The sequence below is a fragment of the Streptomyces rubellus genome, assembly GCF_036323805.1.
In the GTDB taxonomy this organism is placed as follows: Bacteria; Actinomycetota; Actinomycetes; order Streptomycetales; family Streptomycetaceae; genus Streptomyces.
Map to the genome: position 1 here is coordinate 1 of NZ_JAZDCX010000015.1, position 17,277 is coordinate 17,277.

Sequence of the window (17,277 nt, forward strand, 5' to 3'; positions counted from 1 at the left end):
ACGCCCCCGCCACCTCCTCATGACCGGCGTCGCCGTCACCGGCCTGGGCCTGGTCACCGCCGCGGGCATCGGCGCCGGGCCCACCTGGGAGGGGGTGTGCCGGGGCGAGTCGGCCGCCGCGCGGAACCCCGCGCTGGAGGGGCTGCCGGTGGACATCTCCTGCACCGTGCCGGGCTTCAGCGCCCGCGAGCACGTGGGGCGCCGCAGCTCCCTGATGCACGACCGGTTCGTCCAGCTCTCCCTGACGGCCGCCCGCGAGGCCGTCGCCGACGCCGGACTCGACCCGGCCGGCTGGGACGGGGCCCGGGTCGGGGTGGTCGTCGGCTGCGGGCTCGGCGGTGTCGCCACCTGGGAGGAGCAGCACCGCAGGATGCTGGAGCAGGGCCCCGAGGCGGTCTCCTCGCTGCTGGTCCCGATGCTGGTGCCCAACATGGTCGCCGGGCACATGGCGATGGACCTGGGGGCCACCGGGCCCAACTTCGTGACCGCCACCGCCTGCGCCTCCGGCGCTACCGCGATCGGCAGCGCGCTGCACCTGCTGCGCTCCGGCGCCTGCGACGTGGTGATCGCCGGCGGCGGCGAGGCCGGGGTGAGTCCGCTGATGGTGACCGGCTTCGCCCGGATGGGCGCGCTGTCCCGGCGGCTCGACGAGCCGTCCGCCGCGTCCCGCCCCTTCGACGCCGGCCGGGACGGGTTCGTCATCGGCGAGGGCAGCGGGATGCTGGTCCTGGAGCGGTCGGCGGACGCCCGCGCCCGCGGGGCGCGGGTGCGCGCCTCGGTGGCCGGGTACGGGGCGTCCGCCGACGCCCACCACATGACCTCGCCCGACCCCGGGGGCGCCGGTGTGCTGCGGGCGCTGCGCGCGGCGCTGGCCGACGCGGGCGTCGTCCCCGGGGAGGTGGACCACGTCAACGCGCACGGCACCTCCACTCCCCTCAACGACGTCGCGGAGGCCGCGGTGCTGCGCAAGCTGCTCGGCGACGGTGTCGCCGTCACGTCCGCCAAGGGGGTGCTCGGCCACTCCCTCGGCGCGGCGGGGGCGATCGAGGCCGCCCTGACCGTCCTGACCGTCGAGTGCGGCACGGTGCCCCCCACCGCCAACCTGGAGCGGCTCGATCCGCGGATCGAGCTGGACGTCGTCGCGGGGGCGCCGCGGCGGACCCGGACCGAGGTGGCGGTCAGCAACTCCTCCGGGTTCGGCGGCCAGAACGCGGTCCTGGTCGTCACGGCCGCATGACGCCCCACGGCACCGCGCCGGGTGACACCGCCTCGGGCCCGCGGTACGACCCGGACGAGCGGTACGCCCCGGCACGTCTCCCCCGGCCGTTCGGCCACGACACCGGAAGATCCCGTCACGTGACTTTGACCACGTCCATGACCAGAGGGAACCTCCTGCTGCAGCGCGTCGTCGGCGTTCTGTACATCGCCGCCGGCATCGGCAAGTTCTTCCCGGAGATCGAGTCGGTCGAGCAGCGGCTGAACGACGCCGCCCGGTCGAACGGCGACGCGCCCCTGCTGGGTCCCTTCACCGACTGGCTCGCGCGGTACCCCGGCGGGGTGACCGTCTTCGTCGCCGCCGCGATGATCTCCTCCGGACTGCTGCTCCTGCTCAACCGGTACCTCGTCCTCCCGGTGCTGTACTGCCAGCTGCTGATGCTGGTCTGCTTCGTGGTGATCCTGGTCGGCAGCGTGCCGCAGATACTCGTCATGGACGCGGCGTTCTTCGCCGCCGCCATCCACCTGCTGCGGCTGCACCGCTCGCCGGCCGCCGAGGCGGTGCCCCTCGCGGACCCGCTGGACCCCACCGCCCCGCTGGCCCCGCCGGATCCCGCGGACCCGGACGGCCCCACCGTCCCGCCGGCGTCCGGGGGTGAGCCCCGATGAGCGGAACGACCGGTGCACGGACGCCGTTCACCCTGCCGCACGCGGAGCTCACGGCCCTGGAGGAGCGGGTGGCCGGGGCCCTGCGGACGGCCGACGACAGCGCCCTGGAGATCCTCGGCTACGGCGAGGTCACCCTGGTGCTCCGGCTGGCGACCGACCAGGGGGCCTTCGCCTGCAAGCGGCTGCCGGTCTTCCCCGACCGGGACCGCTTCGAGCGCTACCGGCACTCCCTCGACGAGTATCTGGAGCGGCTCGGCAAGGGCGGGCTGCGGGTCGCCGACACCCTGCTGTGGCACCTCCCCCTGCCCTCGGGCCGGATCGTCGCCTACTGCGTCCAGCGGGAACTGCCCCCGCACCGGCTGTGCTCCCGGCTGCTGCACGGCGCGGACGAGGCGTGGGCCGGGGACTTCTTCGCGCGCTTCCTCGGCCGGGTCGAGCAGGCGGTGTCGCCCGAGCTCGGGCTGGACGCGCAGGCGGCCAACTGGATGGAGGTGGACGGCGAGCTGGTCTACCTCGACGTCACCACCCCGCTCATGCGCGACGGGCGCGGCCGTGAACTGCTCGACGTCCGGCTGTTCTTCACCTCACTGCCGTGGCTGCTGCGCGATCCCGTCCGGCTGTCGATGACACGGTCCATCTTCGACAAGTTCTACGAGGTGCGGGGGGTCCTCCTCGACTTCCTGGGCAATCTGCACAAGGAGCGGCTCGGCCATCTGGTCCCGGTGTTCCTGGAGCGGGCCAACGCGCGGCTGGCGAAGCCGATCACCGAGCGGGAGGTGGCCGCCTACTACCGCGGCGACGCCCGGATGTGGGAGCTGATCCAGCGGCTGCGCCGGGCCGACCGCTTCTGGCACCGCAACGTCCGCCGGCGCACCTACCCCTTCCTGCTGCCGCCCCCCGTGGAGCGCTGACATGGCGGTTTCCGCGCCGCTCCCCGCGCCCCGGCCGCCGGTACCCCCGGTGCCGTACCGCGCCACGGCCCCGCGGGCACCGGCGGCCGGGATCGGCGAGAGCCTCGTCCTGGACCCGTCGCGCCCGCTGTACGTCAGCCACGTGCGGGGGCCGCTCACGGTCGCGGTGGTGTCGATCGCCTGGCTGCGGGAGCGCAGCGAGGCCGACCGGGTGGCGCTCCGGGCGCGCTACCTGTGGGACGAGGAGGCGGCCCGGCTGGCGACGCTGCACCTGCCCAAGCGGCGGTCGGAGTGGCTCGCGGGCCGGCTGGCCGTCAAGCACAGCGTCTGCGCGTACCTGCGGCGGCACGGGGGCGCGGCGACCGCGCCGCACGAGGTGCGGGTCCGGCCCGTGGCCGACGGCATCCGGGCCGGCAGGCCGACCGTCAACGCGCCGGTGGACGTGGGGCTCTCGCACTCCGGCGACCTGGCCGTCGCCGTCTGCGGCCCGCGCGCCGTCGGAATCGACCTGGAGTCCGACCGCCCGGTGCCTCCCCTGCTGGCCGAACTGCTCGCCGTGGACCGCGCCGGCGCCCGGAACCCCGGCCGCCGGCGGCTGGCCGCCATGCCGCTGCCGCTGCGCTGGGCCTGCCGGGAGGCCGTGCTCAAGCACTTCGGCTTCGGACTGCGGATCGGCGCCCAGGAGGTCGAGCTGCGCGGCTGGAAGGACGACGGCCGGTTCTCGTGGCGGGCCGGACCGGAGCTGCGCCGCCATGTCCCCGTCGCCGACGGCCGCCGCTTCGACAGCTGGGCGGGGCGTTTCGGCGACTACTTCCTGGCCCTGGTGTGGCAGTGAGGAGCGTGTTCCGTGTCAGCAGTACCGTCCCCGGCCCCCCGTTCCGGCGGGCCCCTCGGACCGGTGCCCGGCCGGAGCTTCGGGGAGGCGCTCCGCGCGGCGGCCGGGACCGCCGCCCTCAGCCCGTCGTCGCACAACTGCCAGCCGTGGGCGGTCGCGGTGGCGGCCGGGCCCGCCGCCCGCCGGGCTGCCGCCCGGCTGCTCGGTGACGGCGGGGACGGCGGGGACGACAGCGGGAACGGCGGGACGGGAACGGGAGGGGAGGAGCACCGCTACCTGGTGCTGGCCCTGGACCGCGCGCGGCAGCTCGACGCGCTCCCCGCGCACGCCGCGGAGATGCTGGTGAGCTGCGGCCTGTACTGGCGACTGCTGCTGCGCGCCCTGGCCGCCCGGGGCTGGACGGCGGACCGCGTGCGCTTCACCGGGGGCACCGGGAATTCCGGGGGACCCGGCGGGTTCGGTCCCGCGTGGCCGGAGAGCTGGTCGGCACCGCTGTGCGTCGTCCGACTGCGCCCCGGCGCCCCGGCCGAGGACCCCGCCGCGCTGCACGCCACCGCGCTCGCCCGCCGCACCAACCGGGCGCCCTACCGCACCGGGGAGATCGATCCGGCGGTCCTGGAGGAACTGCTCGCCCCCGCCGGGGACGCCACCGGAGACACCGCAGGCGCCGGGGTGGTCGTACGGCACATCGGGGACGCCAGGGTGCGCGCCCGTTTCGCCGCTCTCGTCGCCCGCCACGGCGGCCGGGACTTCAGCCATGGACCGGCCTGGCGGGAGACGCACTCCTTCCTCCGCCGGAACCACGCCGACGCGCGGGCCCACGGCGACGGCTTCGCCCTCGACCAGCTCTTCGGGCCGCTGTCACGCCTGCGACGGCTGGCGCTGCGCGCCGCCCTGGCCCCCGCCACCATGGGCGTCCTGTGCCTGGCCGGCTACCACCGCCTGCTGGCCCGGCGGCTCGCGGCCACCGTGCGGGCGGCGCCGGTCCTCGTCGCGATGGGCCTCCCGGCCGGGGAGCCGGGCCCCGGTGACCTCGTGCGCGGCGGTGCGCGGCTGGCCGACTACTGGCTGCGCGCGACCGAGGCCGGGCTCGCCCTGCACCCGGTCAGCGTCGTCCTCCAGCACGACGACCCGCGCCGGCGGGTCCAGTCCCTGCTCGGGCTGCCGGGGCGGCCCTTCCTCGTCGCCCGCCTCGGCCGGCCCACCACCGGCTTCCCCCCGGCGCCGCGCCGGGCCGCCGAGGCCGCTTTCCGGACAATCTGACGGAACTTCCGGCGAACACTCCGTTCCCCGCCCGGCCGGCGCCGCGGCCACCGGCCCCCACTCGCACGAACACGGTCAAAAAACCCCTGCCCGTGTTAATCTCGGTCCCCCGGAAATTGGTAATTCGCGCGTAGGTTTGATAGAGCCACGGGCATCACCGTTGTCCCACATAAGTGACCAAGGGGTAACATTAGTGCCGCATGGGGGAAGCCCGGGACGGGCCGGAATGTCCGCGCGGGAAGGCGGCCCGAACGGCACGTCCGAGCGAATACGGGAATCGCGGAACCTTCCACCGCGGCAGACAGTCCCCAGTACGGGGGGCGGTGGAAGATGAACATGAGGGTCCTGCTGTGCTGCGATGAGTCGATCATGAGCGCGGGCATCCGCGCACTGCTGAACGAGCAGCCGGACGTCCAGGTCGTCGGCCACTCGTCGGGCCGCGACTGCGCCCGGATCACGGCGCGGTCGCGGCCCGACATCGTCCTGGTGATCTCTCCGGCCCTCAGCATCGAACACCGGCGGGAGCTCGCGCAGCTGGCCGCCATGGCCAAGGTCGTGCTGATCCCCAAGGCCGAGAACACGCACCGCTCCCTGGAGGCGGTGCGCCAGGGAGTCAGCGCGGTCCTGGCGCCCGACACCTCCGCGGACGAGTTGATCCACACACTCCGGACGATCAGCTCGGGCGAGGCCATGGTCATCCCCAAGGCGACCCGGCGCGCGCTGTTCTCGCTGCCCGAGAGCCGCGACTCCGGCACCGCCTCACGGCTGCTGGGCACGCTCACCCCGCGCGAGGCCGAGGTACTGCTCCTGCTCGCCCGGGGAAGCTCCAGCACCGAGATCGCCGGAAAGCTTTCGGTCTCCGAGGCGACCGTCCGGTCCCATGTCCATCACCTGCTGAGAAAATTGAATGTTGAATCACGTACCCAGGCCGTCGCCCTGGCCTACGAGAGCGGCATCATGGCGGCGCTGGAGGAGAGGGCGGAGGGGAAATCGGGTCCCCCGGCGGAATTCCGCTTTCCCGGCGAGAAGCGGGCGGGTGAACGGAAGGGGCGGAGGGAACGGAAGGATCCGGGTCAGGCCCGGTAGCCCGGCTCGACGCGCTCGCCCACGAGTTCGTCGACCACCACCGCCATCTTGTCGAAATCGGCGACAAGCGAGCGGAAAACTTCCTTTTGCATGTCCCTCCCGAATTCCTCCCGGCTGGTCACCTCGATGAGCTCGAAGAAGTGGACCGGCGCCCCGGCCCCGCCGCTCTCCCCTTCCACGACGCGCTGGACGCCGAACGCCAGCACACTGGGCAGCTCCGGACAGGCGGCGTAGTCGGTGTCCCGGACCCAGGCCTCGAAGTCGGCCGGGTCCACGCCCTCGTGCAGGCGGATGCGGTGAACGATGGTCGTCATGGTGTCCTCCGGGGAGTGCGGTGGCGGTGCTGTGGCTGTGTGCGGTGGCTGTGGCTGTGGCTGTGGCTGTGGGGACGGTCAGCGGCGCCTGCCCGGGCGGCGGCCGGTCAGCCCCATCGCCCGGGCGACGTTGTTCTTCTGGATCTCGTTGGTCCCGGAGAAGATACGGGCGGGCAGCGCGTCGCGCAGCAGGGTCTCGGCCTCGCCGTCGAGGACGCCGAGCGCGCCCCGGAGCTGGACGGCGTCGAGGCCGACCTGTACGGCCGCCTCGCTCACGGCGAGCTTCGCCAGCGCGGGCGCGATCTCGTCCCGACTGCCGTCGGCCAGCCCGCGGGCGGCCCGGTAGAGCAGCAGCCGGGCCGCCTCCAGCCTCAGGGTCATGTCCACGACGCGGTGGCTGACGGCCTGGAAGCCGCCGATCGGCGTGCCGAACTGCTCGCGCTCGCCGACGTGGCGGACGGTGTCGTCCAGCACCCGCCGCATCGCCCCGAGGTAGGCGGCGAACAGGCAGGTCCGCTCCCACTTCATCGACGAGGTGAACACACTGGCCCCCGCGCCCTCGACGCCCAGCATCCGGTCGGCCGGCACCACGCACCCGTCGAGGCGGACATCGGCCGTGGGCGAACCGCGCAGCCCCACCTTGCGGTAGGGCGGGCCGACGCTCAGCCCGGGGGTGCCCGCGTCCACGACGAAGGTGCTGAGCCCGAAGAAGCCGCCGCCGGGCGCGGTGGCCACCTGCACGACGAAGACGTCGGCCACCGGCGCGTTGGTGGTGAAGCACTTCTCGCCGTCGAGCACGTAGTGGCCGTCCCGGCGCTCGGCGCGGGTCCGCAGGTTCAAGGCGTCGGAGCCGGCCTCCGGCTCGGTGACGCAGTGCGCCGCGATCCGCTCGCCCGAGCAGAGCGCCGGCAGCCAGCTCCGCTTCTGCTCCTCGGTGCCGAACTCCACGATCGGCATCAGCGAGGCGAACAGATGGGCCGCGACGGAGAAGGCGAAGCCGGTATCGGGGCTGCCCTCCCCGAGCGCCTCCAGGACCGCGGCGGCCGCCACGGCGTCCAGTCCGCTGCCGCCGTACCGGCCGGGCACCGTGGCGCCGACCACGCCCTGCTTGCCCGCCAGCAGCCAGCGCCTCCTGAAGTCCCCGGAGTCGAAGCCCCCTGGTGCGTCCGGGGACGCCCCGGACACACCGGGGGGCCGGGCCAGCTCACGTCTGGCGAACCGCAGGACCATGTCGCGCATCTCCGCGGTTTCCGGATCGAGGTCGAAGTTCATCGCGTTCCGTCCGTGTGCTCCTCGACGAGGAGGTGGTAGTTGATGCCGCCGGTGCCGAACGAGCTGACCCCCGCGCGCCGGGGCCGCCCCGGCCCGGCCGGCCACCGGGCCGCCTCGGTCGGGACGGTGGCGGGCACGGCGGCCAGGTCCAGCGCGGGGTTGAGGGTTCGGAGGTTGGCACCGGGCGGTATGGTCCGGGCCCGGATGGCCTGGAGCGCGCGCAGCAGGCCCGCGCTGCCAGCCGCCGCGAAGGTGTGGCCGAAGAAGGACTTGGCGGAGCCGATCCGCAGGGGGTCCCGCCCGGGGGTGCCGTAGACCCGCGCCACGGCGTCGATCTCCACCCGGTCGCCCACCCGGGTGCCGGTGCCGTGCGCCTCCAGGTAGTCGACCTCCCCGGGGCCGAAGTCGACCTGCTCGAAGGCCCGCCGCATGGCTCGCGCCTGGCCTGCCGCGTCGGGGGCGATCAGGGACCTGGCGTCGTTGGAGGCGCCCACCCCGCGCAGGACGCCGAGGATCTCGTCCCCGTCGCGGCGGGCGTCGGCGTACCGCTTGAGGAGGAACAGGCCGCAGCCGTCCCCGGGGGTGAAGCCGTCGGCCGCCGCGTCGAACGGCCGGTTCGTGCCGTGCGAGAGCAGGCCCAGCGCCGAGCACAGGACCATGTCCCGGGCGTTGCAGGCCAGTTCGACGCCCCCGGCGACCGCGAAGTCGGCGGTGCCCGCCCGCAGCGCGCCGACCGCGAGGTCCAGTGCGGCCAGCGACGAGGCGCACGCCGCCTCCACCGCGACGGGCACGGCGGCCAGGCCGTACTCGTTGGCGATCAGCGCCGCCGTGCCGCCGGCCAGGCAGCCGTCCAGGAGCGCGGGCGAGAGGGGGTCGCCGGGGCCGCCGTAGCGCTCGCGCACCCGTTTGAGCAGTGTCCGCACCTCCACCGGGGACAGCCCGGCGGCCCCGGCGAGGGCGGCGAGGGCCTCCTCGGTGTCGCGCAGGGCGAGGTCGACGGCCGCGCGGCGCTCCGCGGTCAGCCCCAGATTGCTGCCGACCGCCACCACTCCGGGGCCGCTCAGGGTGCCCGCGGCGCGGCGGTGCCCGGTGAGGAGTTCGCCGGCGACCGCGAGGGCGAGGCGCTGCGCGGCGTCCATGGCCGCGTGGCGGAGCGGGGTGATGCGCAGTCCGGCGGGCGGCTCCTCGGGGACCGGGACATGGCCGCCCCGGTCGGTGTAGCTGTGCGTGAGGCTGAGCGCGCCCGGCGCGTGGTACAGCTCCCGGTCGAGCACCGACTCCGGCACCGGCCCCAGCCGGTCCCGTCCGGAGCGGACCACCCGCCAGAACTCCCCGGCGTCGCGCGCCCCGGCGAACCGGCCACCGACCCCGACCACCGCGACCGGTTCGGCCGCGGCGGCCGTACGCCCGGTGGCGGCGCGGGCGGTACGGGCGGGCGCACCGCCCGTACCGCCGCCGGGCGCGGCCCGGTCCGGCTCGTGCTCGGCCAGCAGCAGATGGCACAGGGTCCCGGTGAGGGAGGCGCCGTGGACGGCCGCGCACCGCGGCGCGCCGTCCCGGCCCCGCGGCCACTCCTCGCCGGTGCGGAGCGTCCGGAAGGGGGCGCCGTACGGCAGGCCGCCGTCCGGCGGGGGCCACTGCGGGGGGAGCCCGCGGTGGTACAGGGCGAGGGCCGCCTTGGTGAGGGCCGCCAGGCCCGCGTTGGCGAAGGTGTGCCCGAGCCGGTCCCGGACGCTGCCGAGGACGACTCTCCCGGCCGGCCCGGCCGGCTCCCCGTCCGCGCCCTGGTGGAGCCCGGCCAGCGCGGCGAGTTCGGCCGCCGTCTCCCGGGCCAGCCCGGAGCCGGCACACTCGACGTACCCGACCGCCCCGGCCGGTACGGCGGCCTCCCGGTGGGAGGCCTCGGCGGTCTCCCGGCGGAGCGGCACGGAGTCGGAGTAGCGGAACGCGCCGGGCCGGGCGTGGTGGCGGAGCGCGACGCCGCGGATCTCGGCGTAGATCCGGTCCCCGTCGCGCACGGCCGACGAGAGCCGCTTGAGCAGGACCGCCCCGACCCCCTCGCCGAGCGGGAAGCCCCGGCCGTCCGCCGCGAAGGGACGGGTGCCGGGGGCGAGCAGGCCCTTGGCGGCCAGCGCCAGCTCCGGGAGCGGGCCCTCCCGGCGCTGGCCCGCCACCACGAGGACGGCGTCCGAGACCCCGCCGCGCAGGCAGTTGACCGCGTGGGCGACGCCCAGGAAGGAGGTCGCGTCGGCGGACTCGACCGCGAGCGTACGGCCGCGCAGCTTGAAGGCGCCCGCGATCCGCGCCGGGATGGTGCTGGCCATCTCGCCCACCCGGTCGTGGGAGGACCCCCCGGCGCGCTCCACCAGGAGCCCCCGCAGCCGCTCGGCCGCCTCGGCGCCCCACGGCGCGCCGCCCGCCGCGGCGGCCACCTCGCGCGCGTAGCGGCCGGCCTCCACGCGCAGGGCGTTGGCGTACTGGCGGTCGAGTCCGAAGCAGGTGCCGGTGACCACATCCGTGCGGTCGGCGGGCAGCGGACGGCCGGGGTGGCCGGCGTCGGCCAGACAGCGCCGCGCCGCCTCCAGCATGAGCAGCTGCATCCGCGCCATGGCGCCCGCCTGGGCCGGCGGGATGCCGTAGCGGGCCACGTCGACCCGGAGGTCCGTCAGCCCGCCGGGGCTTCCGGCGGCGGAGTCGGCGCCGGGCTCCCCGGGAGGCCCGGCGTTCAGCAGCCTCCAGTAGTCGCCGGGGCTCCGGACACCCGGATAGAGCGCCGACATCCCCACGATCGCGATCGGCTCCGGCGGAGCCTGGTCCGGGCGGTGCTCCCGCTGTGCGCCGGACGGTGTGTCGGACGGCATGATGCGGCTGCTCCTGTGTCTCGGCTGTGGTCCGGCCCGGTGGACGGGCACGGCGGTGGACGACGCCGCCGGTGTCACGGCGCGCCGTTCGGCGGGTGCGCCGGTCAGCGGTGCGCGGCCGCCGGGGCGCGCCCGCCGGCCCAGACCGCGGCCGGCCGGTCGAGGTCCGGGGCCCGGGCGAGGATCTCCGCGTGCCGGCGCTGGAGCCGGTCGCCCGGCCGGACGCCCAGCTCCTCGTCGAGGTACCGGCGGGCCCGGTGGAACACGTCCAGGGCCTCGCTCTGCCTGCCGGAGCGGTACAGGGCGAGCATCAGCAGCTCGCAGAAGCGCTCCCGCAGCGGGTACCGCGCCACCATCCGCCGCAGTTCCGCGATCGCGCGGGACTCGTCGCCTACCGCCAGCCGGGCGGCCGACAGGTCCTCCCAGACCGTCAGCCGGCGCTCGTCGAACAGCGCGGCGGCGCTGCGGCAGCGCAGCCCGTCCCCGGCGTCGAGCAGCGCGGGGCCGCTCCACAGCTCCAGGGCGGACTGCAGCAGCCGCAGCGCCCGGGCGGGCTCGTGGACCAGGGCCGCCGTCCCCTGCACCGCCAGGTCCAGGAAGCGGTTGCCGTCCACGCACTCGGCGGACACGTCGAGCAGATAGCCGTTGTGCACGGCGCGCAGGACGGTGGTGTCGCACGGCCGCCGGGCCGCGCCGTCGAGCACCTTGCGCAGCCGGGTGGCGTTCGCCTGCAGGGCGTTGCGGATGTTGCCCAGCGGAGTGCCGGCCCACAGCTCCTCGGCCAGATCCCCGGTGGATATCGCCTGTCCGGCGTCCAGCGCGAGCGTGGCGAGCATGGCCCGCACCTTGTTCGACCGTATTTCCCGGCTCTGCCCCGCCACGGAGACGGAGACGGGCCCCAGAAGATTGATCCGCACGACGTTCCCCCGTTTTGCTGCGATCAACAGCGGCCGCCAGCCTGCCGGAACCCCCGTGAGGCGCCACCGGTACCCCGCGACCGCCCCGGGTCCGGGGCCGTACGGGCGGGGCCGTGGCAGGCGGCCTGCTTTCCGTACCCCGCAGTCTCACAGGGGGGACCGCGCCGGGGCATCCACCGCCTGACGGTTTTCCCCGGCCGCCACCGGCCACCCCGTGTACCGCGGACTCAACCATTGGTTGAACCCGCCTCAACCCTTCTCACGGCCCCCCGCGCCCGCTCCGCCGCCGAACACCCGGCCCTTTGCCCGGTTATCGGCAAAAACACCCGAGAGAAGTAAGCACACCGCCCCACACGGGTGAATCCGGGTGCGGATTCCCGGGGCTCGAGAGCGAGTGCCGCAGGCGTACGGCACCGCGCGCCCCGCCATCACCAGGACCGCACCGGTCCGAGCACACCGACCCGGCGCCCGCAACCCCTCCCATATGACTACATGCGCACTTTGGTCCGCTTTCGTAACGTCGAACGGGAAGCCGCCCGCCGAGGCGGCGACACCGTACCGGGGATCCAACGAGGAGGATTTTCGATGATTACTCACGCAACGGCCGGCCCCGCTCTCGCGCCCGCCGACCTGACCGAGCGGCACGCCGTCACCGACCTGATGACCGTGCGCGAGGCCCCGGTCAGCGACGCGCCGGTGTGGGCGCCCGAGGCCATCGGGATCCTGCTGCTCGCGCTCCTGCTCTCCCCCAGGGAGCCCCGGGAGAAGTGACCGGCCCGCGGACCGCCCCCCCCCCGCGGGACAGGGCGGGACGCGGCACGAGCAGGCAGTGGGCCCGGAGGCCCCGGGAAGCCCCGGGGCCTCCGGGGCCCCGCGGGGACACGAGGGATCCCGGAGAACCCTCCGGGAAGCCCGGGAACCCAGGAAACCCAGGAAACCCAGGAGAGCGGCACGACATGACAGACCGGTCCAGAGAGGTGGGTCTCTGATGCCGAACCCGGACGTCTCGCCGCGCGCGGCCTACACCGCCGCGGTGGAGAGTCTGGCCGACCGCGTCCTCGGCGCCCTGCGGGGCGCCGGGGACCCGGTGGTGATCGCCGCCCAGGTGGAGGAGGCACCCGACCCCAAGGCGGCGCTGGCCGCCGTACGCGTGCTGGGGCCCGACGTCTTCGCCCCGGCCCTGTTCGGCGAGACTCCTTTCGGCCCCGCCGACGTCCAGGCGGTGGCCGAGTCCTTCCGGCTCTTCCCGCCCGCCCCCGACGCCACGCCCGAGACGGCGTGGCGCGACTGGACCACCGCCCGGCTCCTCCTCCGGTACGGCGGTGACGACTCCCTGGGGGCACCCGAACCACGCGTCCTCGACGACGGCGGGGAAGGCCCGGGCGGTACGGGGGGCGGCACCGGGGCGCCGGACACCTCCTGGCGCGTGTGGTCCCTGCGCATGGCCCAGCTCTCCCCGCTCGCCCTGCCCGGGGTCGACGGTCCCGTCCACGAGGCGGCGGCCCGGCGGTCGCACGCCCTGGCGCGGGGCACGGCCCGGGCGATGCTGCGCCGCGACTACCCGATCGCCGCCTGCCTGGCCCGCTGGCTCGCCCACTCGGCACACCGCGGAGCGCGGCCCTGCCTCGACGTGGCGGCCGTGGTGCGGCACATCGAACTGCACGGCGTGGGCGGGGCCCGCACCGCGCTGGACACCGCGATCGCCCGCCGGCTGCTGGACCGGCCGGAGCACCGGGGAGGCCCGACACCGTGAGCACGCCGAACACCTCCCCCCTGAGCGCCCCCGCGCCGGCCCCCGTGCCGCGGTCGGCCCGGCAGGTGGCCGGCCGGGCCCTCGGCTGGCTGCGGCGCCACTGCGAGCTGGGCACCCTGCCCCCCGGCACCACCGCTGAGCTCGCCCACCCCGACAGCATCTACAAACCGCTGGGCGAGACGGCACTGGCCGGCTCCCTGGTGCTGCGCGCGGAGCGGGCCGACCCGCAGGACCGCAGGACCGCCCGCGAGCTGCTCGACTTCGCCTGGTGGGAGCTGCGCGGCGGCGACATGCTCTACGAGCGCCAGCTGCGGTATCTGATGATGACCGACCCGCTGGAGCTCTACACGCACTTCGTCCGCGCCGGCTACCGGCACCGGCGGCTGGACGCCCTGCTGGAGCACCTGTACGGGGTGGTCACGCCGTACGCCGTCGAGCAGGTGCCCAACCGGCGGCTGGCGATCGCCAACGCCGCGCGGCTGATGGGCCTGGACCGCGCCGCCGGCCGGGAGATCGACTGGCGGCTGCTCACCGACGCCACCTGGCTGGGCAACACCCCCGAGCCGTGGGCCGTCGACTGGATGACGGCCTACTCCATGACGCACACCGTCTTCCACCTCACCGACTGGGGCGCCCGCCCCGGCGATCTGCCGCCGCGCCTGGAGGAGTACCTCCAGCTGTGGCTGCCGGTCTGGCTGGAGGTGTGGCGGGAGGTCGAGGAGTGGGACCTGTTCGCCGAACTGCTGATCGTCGGCGCCTGTCTGCGGGAGCCGTACCTGGACCCGGCCGCGTGGGCCGGGCTGGCCGCCGTGCAGCACGAGGACGGGCTGGTCCCCCGGGACGGCAAGGCGGTGGACGGGGACGACGCCCAGCGCTTCCGGGACCACCACCACCCCACCGTGGTGGCCGCCGTCGCCGGCACCCTGGCCCTGGCCCGGTCCCTCCCCGGCGAAGGCGAAGCCGCCCGGTGAGCGGCACCGCCACCGCCGGACCGGACCCGGCGGAGTACGGCCCGGCGGGCGGGTCCGGGCTCGGGCTCGGCGCCCGCCTGGCGGCGGTGGCCGACACCGCCTCCGGCCCGGCGGCGGCGGTCGTGGCGGTACGCGCCGGGGAACCGGCCGTGCTGTGCCGGGGCGTCACCGAGGCCACCCGCTTCGAACTCGGTTCGGTCACCAAGACGTTCACCGCCCTGCTGCTGGCCGAGCTGGCCGCCCGGGGCGAGGTGCGCGCCGACGAGCCGATCGCGGGCCGCCTCCCCGGGCTCGCCGTGCCCCGGGGCCTGGGCGACCGGATCACCTTCGAGCACCTGGCCACCCACACCGCCGGGCTGCCCCGGCTGCCGCCCGGGCTGCTGCGCCGGGCGCTGCCCCGCTGGTTCACCAACCCGTACGAGACCTTCACCCCCGAGCACCTGCTGCGCTCGCTCCCCCGGGTCCGGGTGCGCCGTCCGCCCGGCGAGCGGGTGCGCTACTCCAACCTCGGCGTCGGGCTGCTGGGGCAGCTGCTGGGCGAGGCCGTCCGCGCCGGCCACCCGGACCTCACCGGCCATCCGGACCCCACCGGCTACGCCGCCGCGCTCACCGCCCGGGTGCTGGCACCGCTGGGGCTGGCCGACACCACCTGCGACCCGGAACTCCCGCAGGCCACCGGCCACTTCCACCACCGGCCCCGCCCCCCGTGGCGGATCCCCGGCCTGCCCGGCGCGGGCGCGCTGCGCTCCAGCCCCCGCGACCTCCTGCGCTATCTGACGGTCCTGCTGGACCCGCCGGACGGCCCCGCGCAGATCCCCGGCACCCTGCGCACCGCGCTGCACGACGTGATCCGGCCGCGGATCACCGAGCCCGGCGGCGACCGGGTGTGCCTGGTGTGGAAGTCGCGGCTGCTCACCGCGGACGACGGCACCCTGCGCGAACTGCTGTTCCACTCGGGCGGCACCCGCGGCTTCACCTCGTTCGCCGGTTTCTCCCCCACCACCGGCACCGCCCTGGCGGCCCTCACCAACGGCTCGCCCACCCTGCGCGGCACGTTCATCCACACCGCGTACCGGACGCTGCGCGAGCTGGCCCTGGAGACGCCTCCCCGGCAGCCGCCCGTCCGGCGGCCGGAGACCGCGTACCCGGCGGAACCGCGCCCGGGGGCCCGGCAGCCGGAGGCTCAGTAACCGGACGGTCGCACCAGGCCCGTCTCGTAGGCGTGGACCGCCGCCTGGGTGCGGTCCCGCAGCCCCAGCTTGGCCAGGATGCGGCCGACATGGGTCTTCACCGTCTGCTCCGCCACCACCAGCCGCGCGGCGATCTCCGCGTTCGACAGCCCCTGGGCGATCAGGGACAGCACCTCGGTCTCCCGCTCCGTCAGCTCCCCCGTCCGGCCCCGCAGCGGGGCCCGGGGCACCCGCGTCACCCGGGAGTACTCCGCGATGAGCCGCTTGGTGACGTTCGGCGCGAGCAGCGCGTCGCCGGCGGCCACCACCCGTACCGCGTGGGCCAGTTCGTCGGCCGAGGCGTCCTTGAGCAGGAAGCCGGACGCGCCCGCGCGCAGCGCCTCGTACACGTACTCGTCGAGGTCGAAGGTGGTCAGGATCAGGACCCTCGTGGTGTTGCCCGGCCGCCCGGTGACGAGGCGGGTGGCCTCGATGCCGTCGAGGTTGGGCATCCGGATGTCCATCAGGACGACGTCCGGGGCGAGGTCCGCGACCCGGCCGACGGCCTCCAGCCCGTCCACCGCCTGGCCGATGACCTCGATGTCCGGCTCGGCGCCCAGCAGCACCGTGAAACCCTGCCGGACCATCGCCTGGTCGTCGGCTATCAGTACGCGGATCGTGGTCATACGGGGTCCTCGGCGGAATCTGCGGGATCGGCGGTGTCGGCGGGCAGGACGGCGGTCACCTCCCAGCCGCCGCCCGGGGTGGGTCCGGCGGCCAGCTCGCCGCCCAGCATGGCGGCCCGCTCCCGCATGCCCAGCAGCCCCTGCCCCCCGGACGGGACGGACGGTACCGTACGGCCCTCCCGGCCCGGCGCGGTGTTGGCGACCCGTACGGTGAGAGCGTCCGGCCGGTGGCCGATTTCCACCCGTACCACCGCGCCCGGCGCGTGCCGCATCGCGTTGCTGAGCGCCTCCTGCACGATGCGGAACGCCGACAGCTCCACCCCCGGCGACAGCGGACGCGGTTCCCCGGTGGTCTCGGCGGTGACCTCGACCCCGGCGCCGCGCACCGTGCCGAGCAGTTCGTCCAGCCGGTCCAGACCGGGCTGCGGGGCGCGTGTCTCCTCCGCACCCGGGTCCTCCGAGCGCAGCACGCCCAGGACGCGCCGCAGTTCGGTCAGCGCCTCGACGGCGTTCCCGCGGATGCCCGCGAGGTTCTCCCGCAGCTCCGGTGAGGGGTCCGCGACCAGGTGCGGGGCGACCTGCGCCTGGATGGAGATCACCGACATGTGGTGGGCGACCACGTCGTGCAGTTCCCGGGCGATCCGGTTGCGCTCCTCCAGCAGGGTGCGCCGGGCCCGCTCCTCGGCGGTGCGCTCCTCCTGCTCGGCCAGCCGGGTACGGGCCACCCGCCGACCGCGCAGCGCGACGCCGAGCACCACGGGCACCGTGAAGGCGACGACGTACAGGCGGGGCACGGGGAACCGGTCGGGGGCCAGGAACGCACCGGCCGTCCCCACCAGCAGGCTGACCACCAGTGCCTCGGCCGCGACCCGGGGCCGGGTCCGCAGTGCCAGCAGGAAGAGCACCCCGGCGTGCGCGAAGAAACCCGGCTCGGTCCAGGGGGGCATCGGGGGGCCGTCGGCCAGGCCCCGTTCCATCATGTCCGCGGAGACCGGACCCGACAGCACGGCGGCCAGGACCGGGGCCACCGTCGACACCCACCAGGCCGGTACGGGACGGTACAGCGCGCCGACGAGCGCCCCCGCCTGGGCGCCGGCGAACAGCAGCGCCGTCACCGGACCCAGCCGGTAGACGGCCTCGTAGTCGTCCGCCGCGGCGAAGCCCAGGAACAGCGCGAGCAGCACCACCGGCACCGCCAGCGCCGGTGTCCACTCCAGCCACCCGGGCCGCCGCCCCGCCGGCGGCAGCGGCTCGGCGGACACCGTCAGCAGGTCCTCGCGCAAGGCGCGCGGCACCGCCCGCAGGCCCCGTGGGATCCGTGAGATCCGCTCCCGCACGCTCCGCCCCCTCGGCAC

At 75.6% G+C, this 17,277-nt stretch carries 16 protein-coding genes; 10 read left to right on the top strand and 6 right to left on the bottom strand.

Going from position 1 to position 17,277, the window contains the following annotated elements; all coding sequences use genetic code 11:
• Nucleotides 1-19 precede the first annotated feature (19 nt).
• The 6 genes from V1L54_RS18385 to V1L54_RS18410 all read left to right on the top strand — a co-directional run bounded on the left by V1L54_RS18385 (nucleotide 20) and on the right by V1L54_RS18410 (nucleotide 5,979).
• Complete coding sequence (locus V1L54_RS18385; RefSeq protein WP_330119266.1) at nucleotides 20-1,237, top strand: beta-ketoacyl-[acyl-carrier-protein] synthase family protein; 1,218 nt, start codon at nucleotides 20-22, stop codon at nucleotides 1,235-1,237.
• A 119-nt stretch (nucleotides 1,238-1,356) separates the two neighbouring features.
• On the top strand, nucleotides 1,357-1,884 hold the full coding sequence (locus V1L54_RS18390) for a DUF6041 domain-containing protein (RefSeq protein ID WP_330119135.1): 528 nt from the start codon (nucleotides 1,357-1,359) through the stop codon (nucleotides 1,882-1,884).
• A complete protein-coding gene (locus tag V1L54_RS18395; protein ID WP_330119136.1) occupies nucleotides 1,881-2,795 on the top strand; it encodes a DUF6206 family protein in 915 nt (304 codons plus the stop codon). The genes V1L54_RS18390 and V1L54_RS18395 overlap by 4 nt, the downstream gene beginning before the upstream one ends.
• Before the next feature lies 1 nt (nucleotide 2,796).
• Nucleotides 2,797-3,630: a 4'-phosphopantetheinyl transferase family protein gene (locus tag V1L54_RS18400; RefSeq protein ID WP_330119137.1), complete on the top strand. Its 834-nt coding sequence runs from the start codon at nucleotides 2,797-2,799 to the stop codon at nucleotides 3,628-3,630.
• Between the two features lie 12 nt (nucleotides 3,631-3,642).
• Nucleotides 3,643-4,893: a nitroreductase family protein gene (locus tag V1L54_RS18405; protein WP_330119138.1), complete on the top strand. Its 1,251-nt coding sequence runs from the start codon at nucleotides 3,643-3,645 to the stop codon at nucleotides 4,891-4,893.
• 330 nt (nucleotides 4,894-5,223) lie between these two features.
• The gene (locus tag V1L54_RS18410; protein ID WP_330119139.1) at nucleotides 5,224-5,979 is read left to right on the top strand and encodes a response regulator transcription factor; all 756 of its coding nucleotides are present in this window, start codon (nucleotides 5,224-5,226) and stop codon (nucleotides 5,977-5,979) included.
• On the opposite strand, the gene V1L54_RS18415 is transcribed toward V1L54_RS18410, so the two are convergent.
• From V1L54_RS18415 to V1L54_RS18430, 4 genes are all read right to left on the bottom strand, one after another.
• A complete protein-coding gene (locus V1L54_RS18415) occupies nucleotides 5,967-6,293 on the bottom strand; it encodes a RedY/HapK family protein (RefSeq protein ID WP_330119140.1) in 327 nt (108 codons plus the stop codon). The two genes, V1L54_RS18410 and V1L54_RS18415, sit on opposite strands and share 13 nt — an antisense overlap.
• A gap of 78 nt (nucleotides 6,294-6,371) precedes the next feature.
• Nucleotides 6,372-7,565, bottom strand: a complete 1,194-nt coding sequence (gene redW, locus V1L54_RS18420) for an L-prolyl-[peptidyl-carrier protein] dehydrogenase (protein WP_330119141.1) — start codon at nucleotides 7,563-7,565, stop codon at nucleotides 6,372-6,374.
• Nucleotides 7,562-10,426 (bottom strand): beta-ketoacyl [acyl carrier protein] synthase domain-containing protein, encoded by a 2,865-nt coding sequence (locus V1L54_RS18425; RefSeq protein ID WP_330119142.1) that lies wholly within the window; start codon nucleotides 10,424-10,426, stop codon nucleotides 7,562-7,564. Before V1L54_RS18425 ends, redW begins: the two co-directional genes overlap by 4 nt.
• 104 nt (nucleotides 10,427-10,530) lie before the next feature.
• A complete protein-coding gene (locus tag V1L54_RS18430) occupies nucleotides 10,531-11,262 on the bottom strand; it encodes an AfsR/SARP family transcriptional regulator (protein WP_330119143.1) in 732 nt (243 codons plus the stop codon).
• A gap of 666 nt (nucleotides 11,263-11,928) precedes the next feature.
• Here V1L54_RS18430 and V1L54_RS18435 point away from each other — a divergent pair.
• The 4 genes from V1L54_RS18435 to V1L54_RS18450 all read left to right on the top strand — a co-directional run bounded on the left by V1L54_RS18435 (nucleotide 11,929) and on the right by V1L54_RS18450 (nucleotide 15,257).
• Nucleotides 11,929-12,114, top strand: coding sequence for a hypothetical protein (locus V1L54_RS18435; RefSeq protein ID WP_330119144.1), 186 nt, complete (start codon nucleotides 11,929-11,931; stop codon nucleotides 12,112-12,114).
• A 217-nt stretch (nucleotides 12,115-12,331) separates the two neighbouring features.
• Nucleotides 12,332-13,096, top strand: a complete 765-nt coding sequence (locus V1L54_RS18440; RefSeq protein WP_330119145.1) for a hypothetical protein — start codon at nucleotides 12,332-12,334, stop codon at nucleotides 13,094-13,096.
• Nucleotides 13,093-14,067, top strand: a complete 975-nt coding sequence (locus tag V1L54_RS18445) for a DUF6895 family protein (RefSeq protein ID WP_330119146.1) — start codon at nucleotides 13,093-13,095, stop codon at nucleotides 14,065-14,067. The genes V1L54_RS18440 and V1L54_RS18445 overlap by 4 nt, the downstream gene beginning before the upstream one ends.
• On the top strand, nucleotides 14,064-15,257 hold the full coding sequence (locus V1L54_RS18450; protein WP_330119147.1) for a serine hydrolase domain-containing protein: 1,194 nt from the start codon (nucleotides 14,064-14,066) through the stop codon (nucleotides 15,255-15,257). The genes V1L54_RS18445 and V1L54_RS18450 overlap by 4 nt, the downstream gene beginning before the upstream one ends.
• Here the strand turns inward: V1L54_RS18450 and V1L54_RS18455 are convergent.
• Nucleotides 15,251-15,922 carry a response regulator gene (locus tag V1L54_RS18455; RefSeq protein ID WP_330119148.1) on the bottom strand — a complete coding sequence of 224 codons (672 nt, stop codon included), beginning with the start codon at nucleotides 15,920-15,922 and terminating at the stop codon, nucleotides 15,251-15,253. The two genes, V1L54_RS18450 and V1L54_RS18455, sit on opposite strands and share 7 nt — an antisense overlap.
• The gene (locus V1L54_RS18460; RefSeq protein ID WP_330119149.1) at nucleotides 15,919-17,277 is read right to left on the bottom strand and encodes a sensor histidine kinase; all 1,359 of its coding nucleotides are present in this window, start codon (nucleotides 17,275-17,277) and stop codon (nucleotides 15,919-15,921) included. Before V1L54_RS18460 ends, V1L54_RS18455 begins: the two co-directional genes overlap by 4 nt.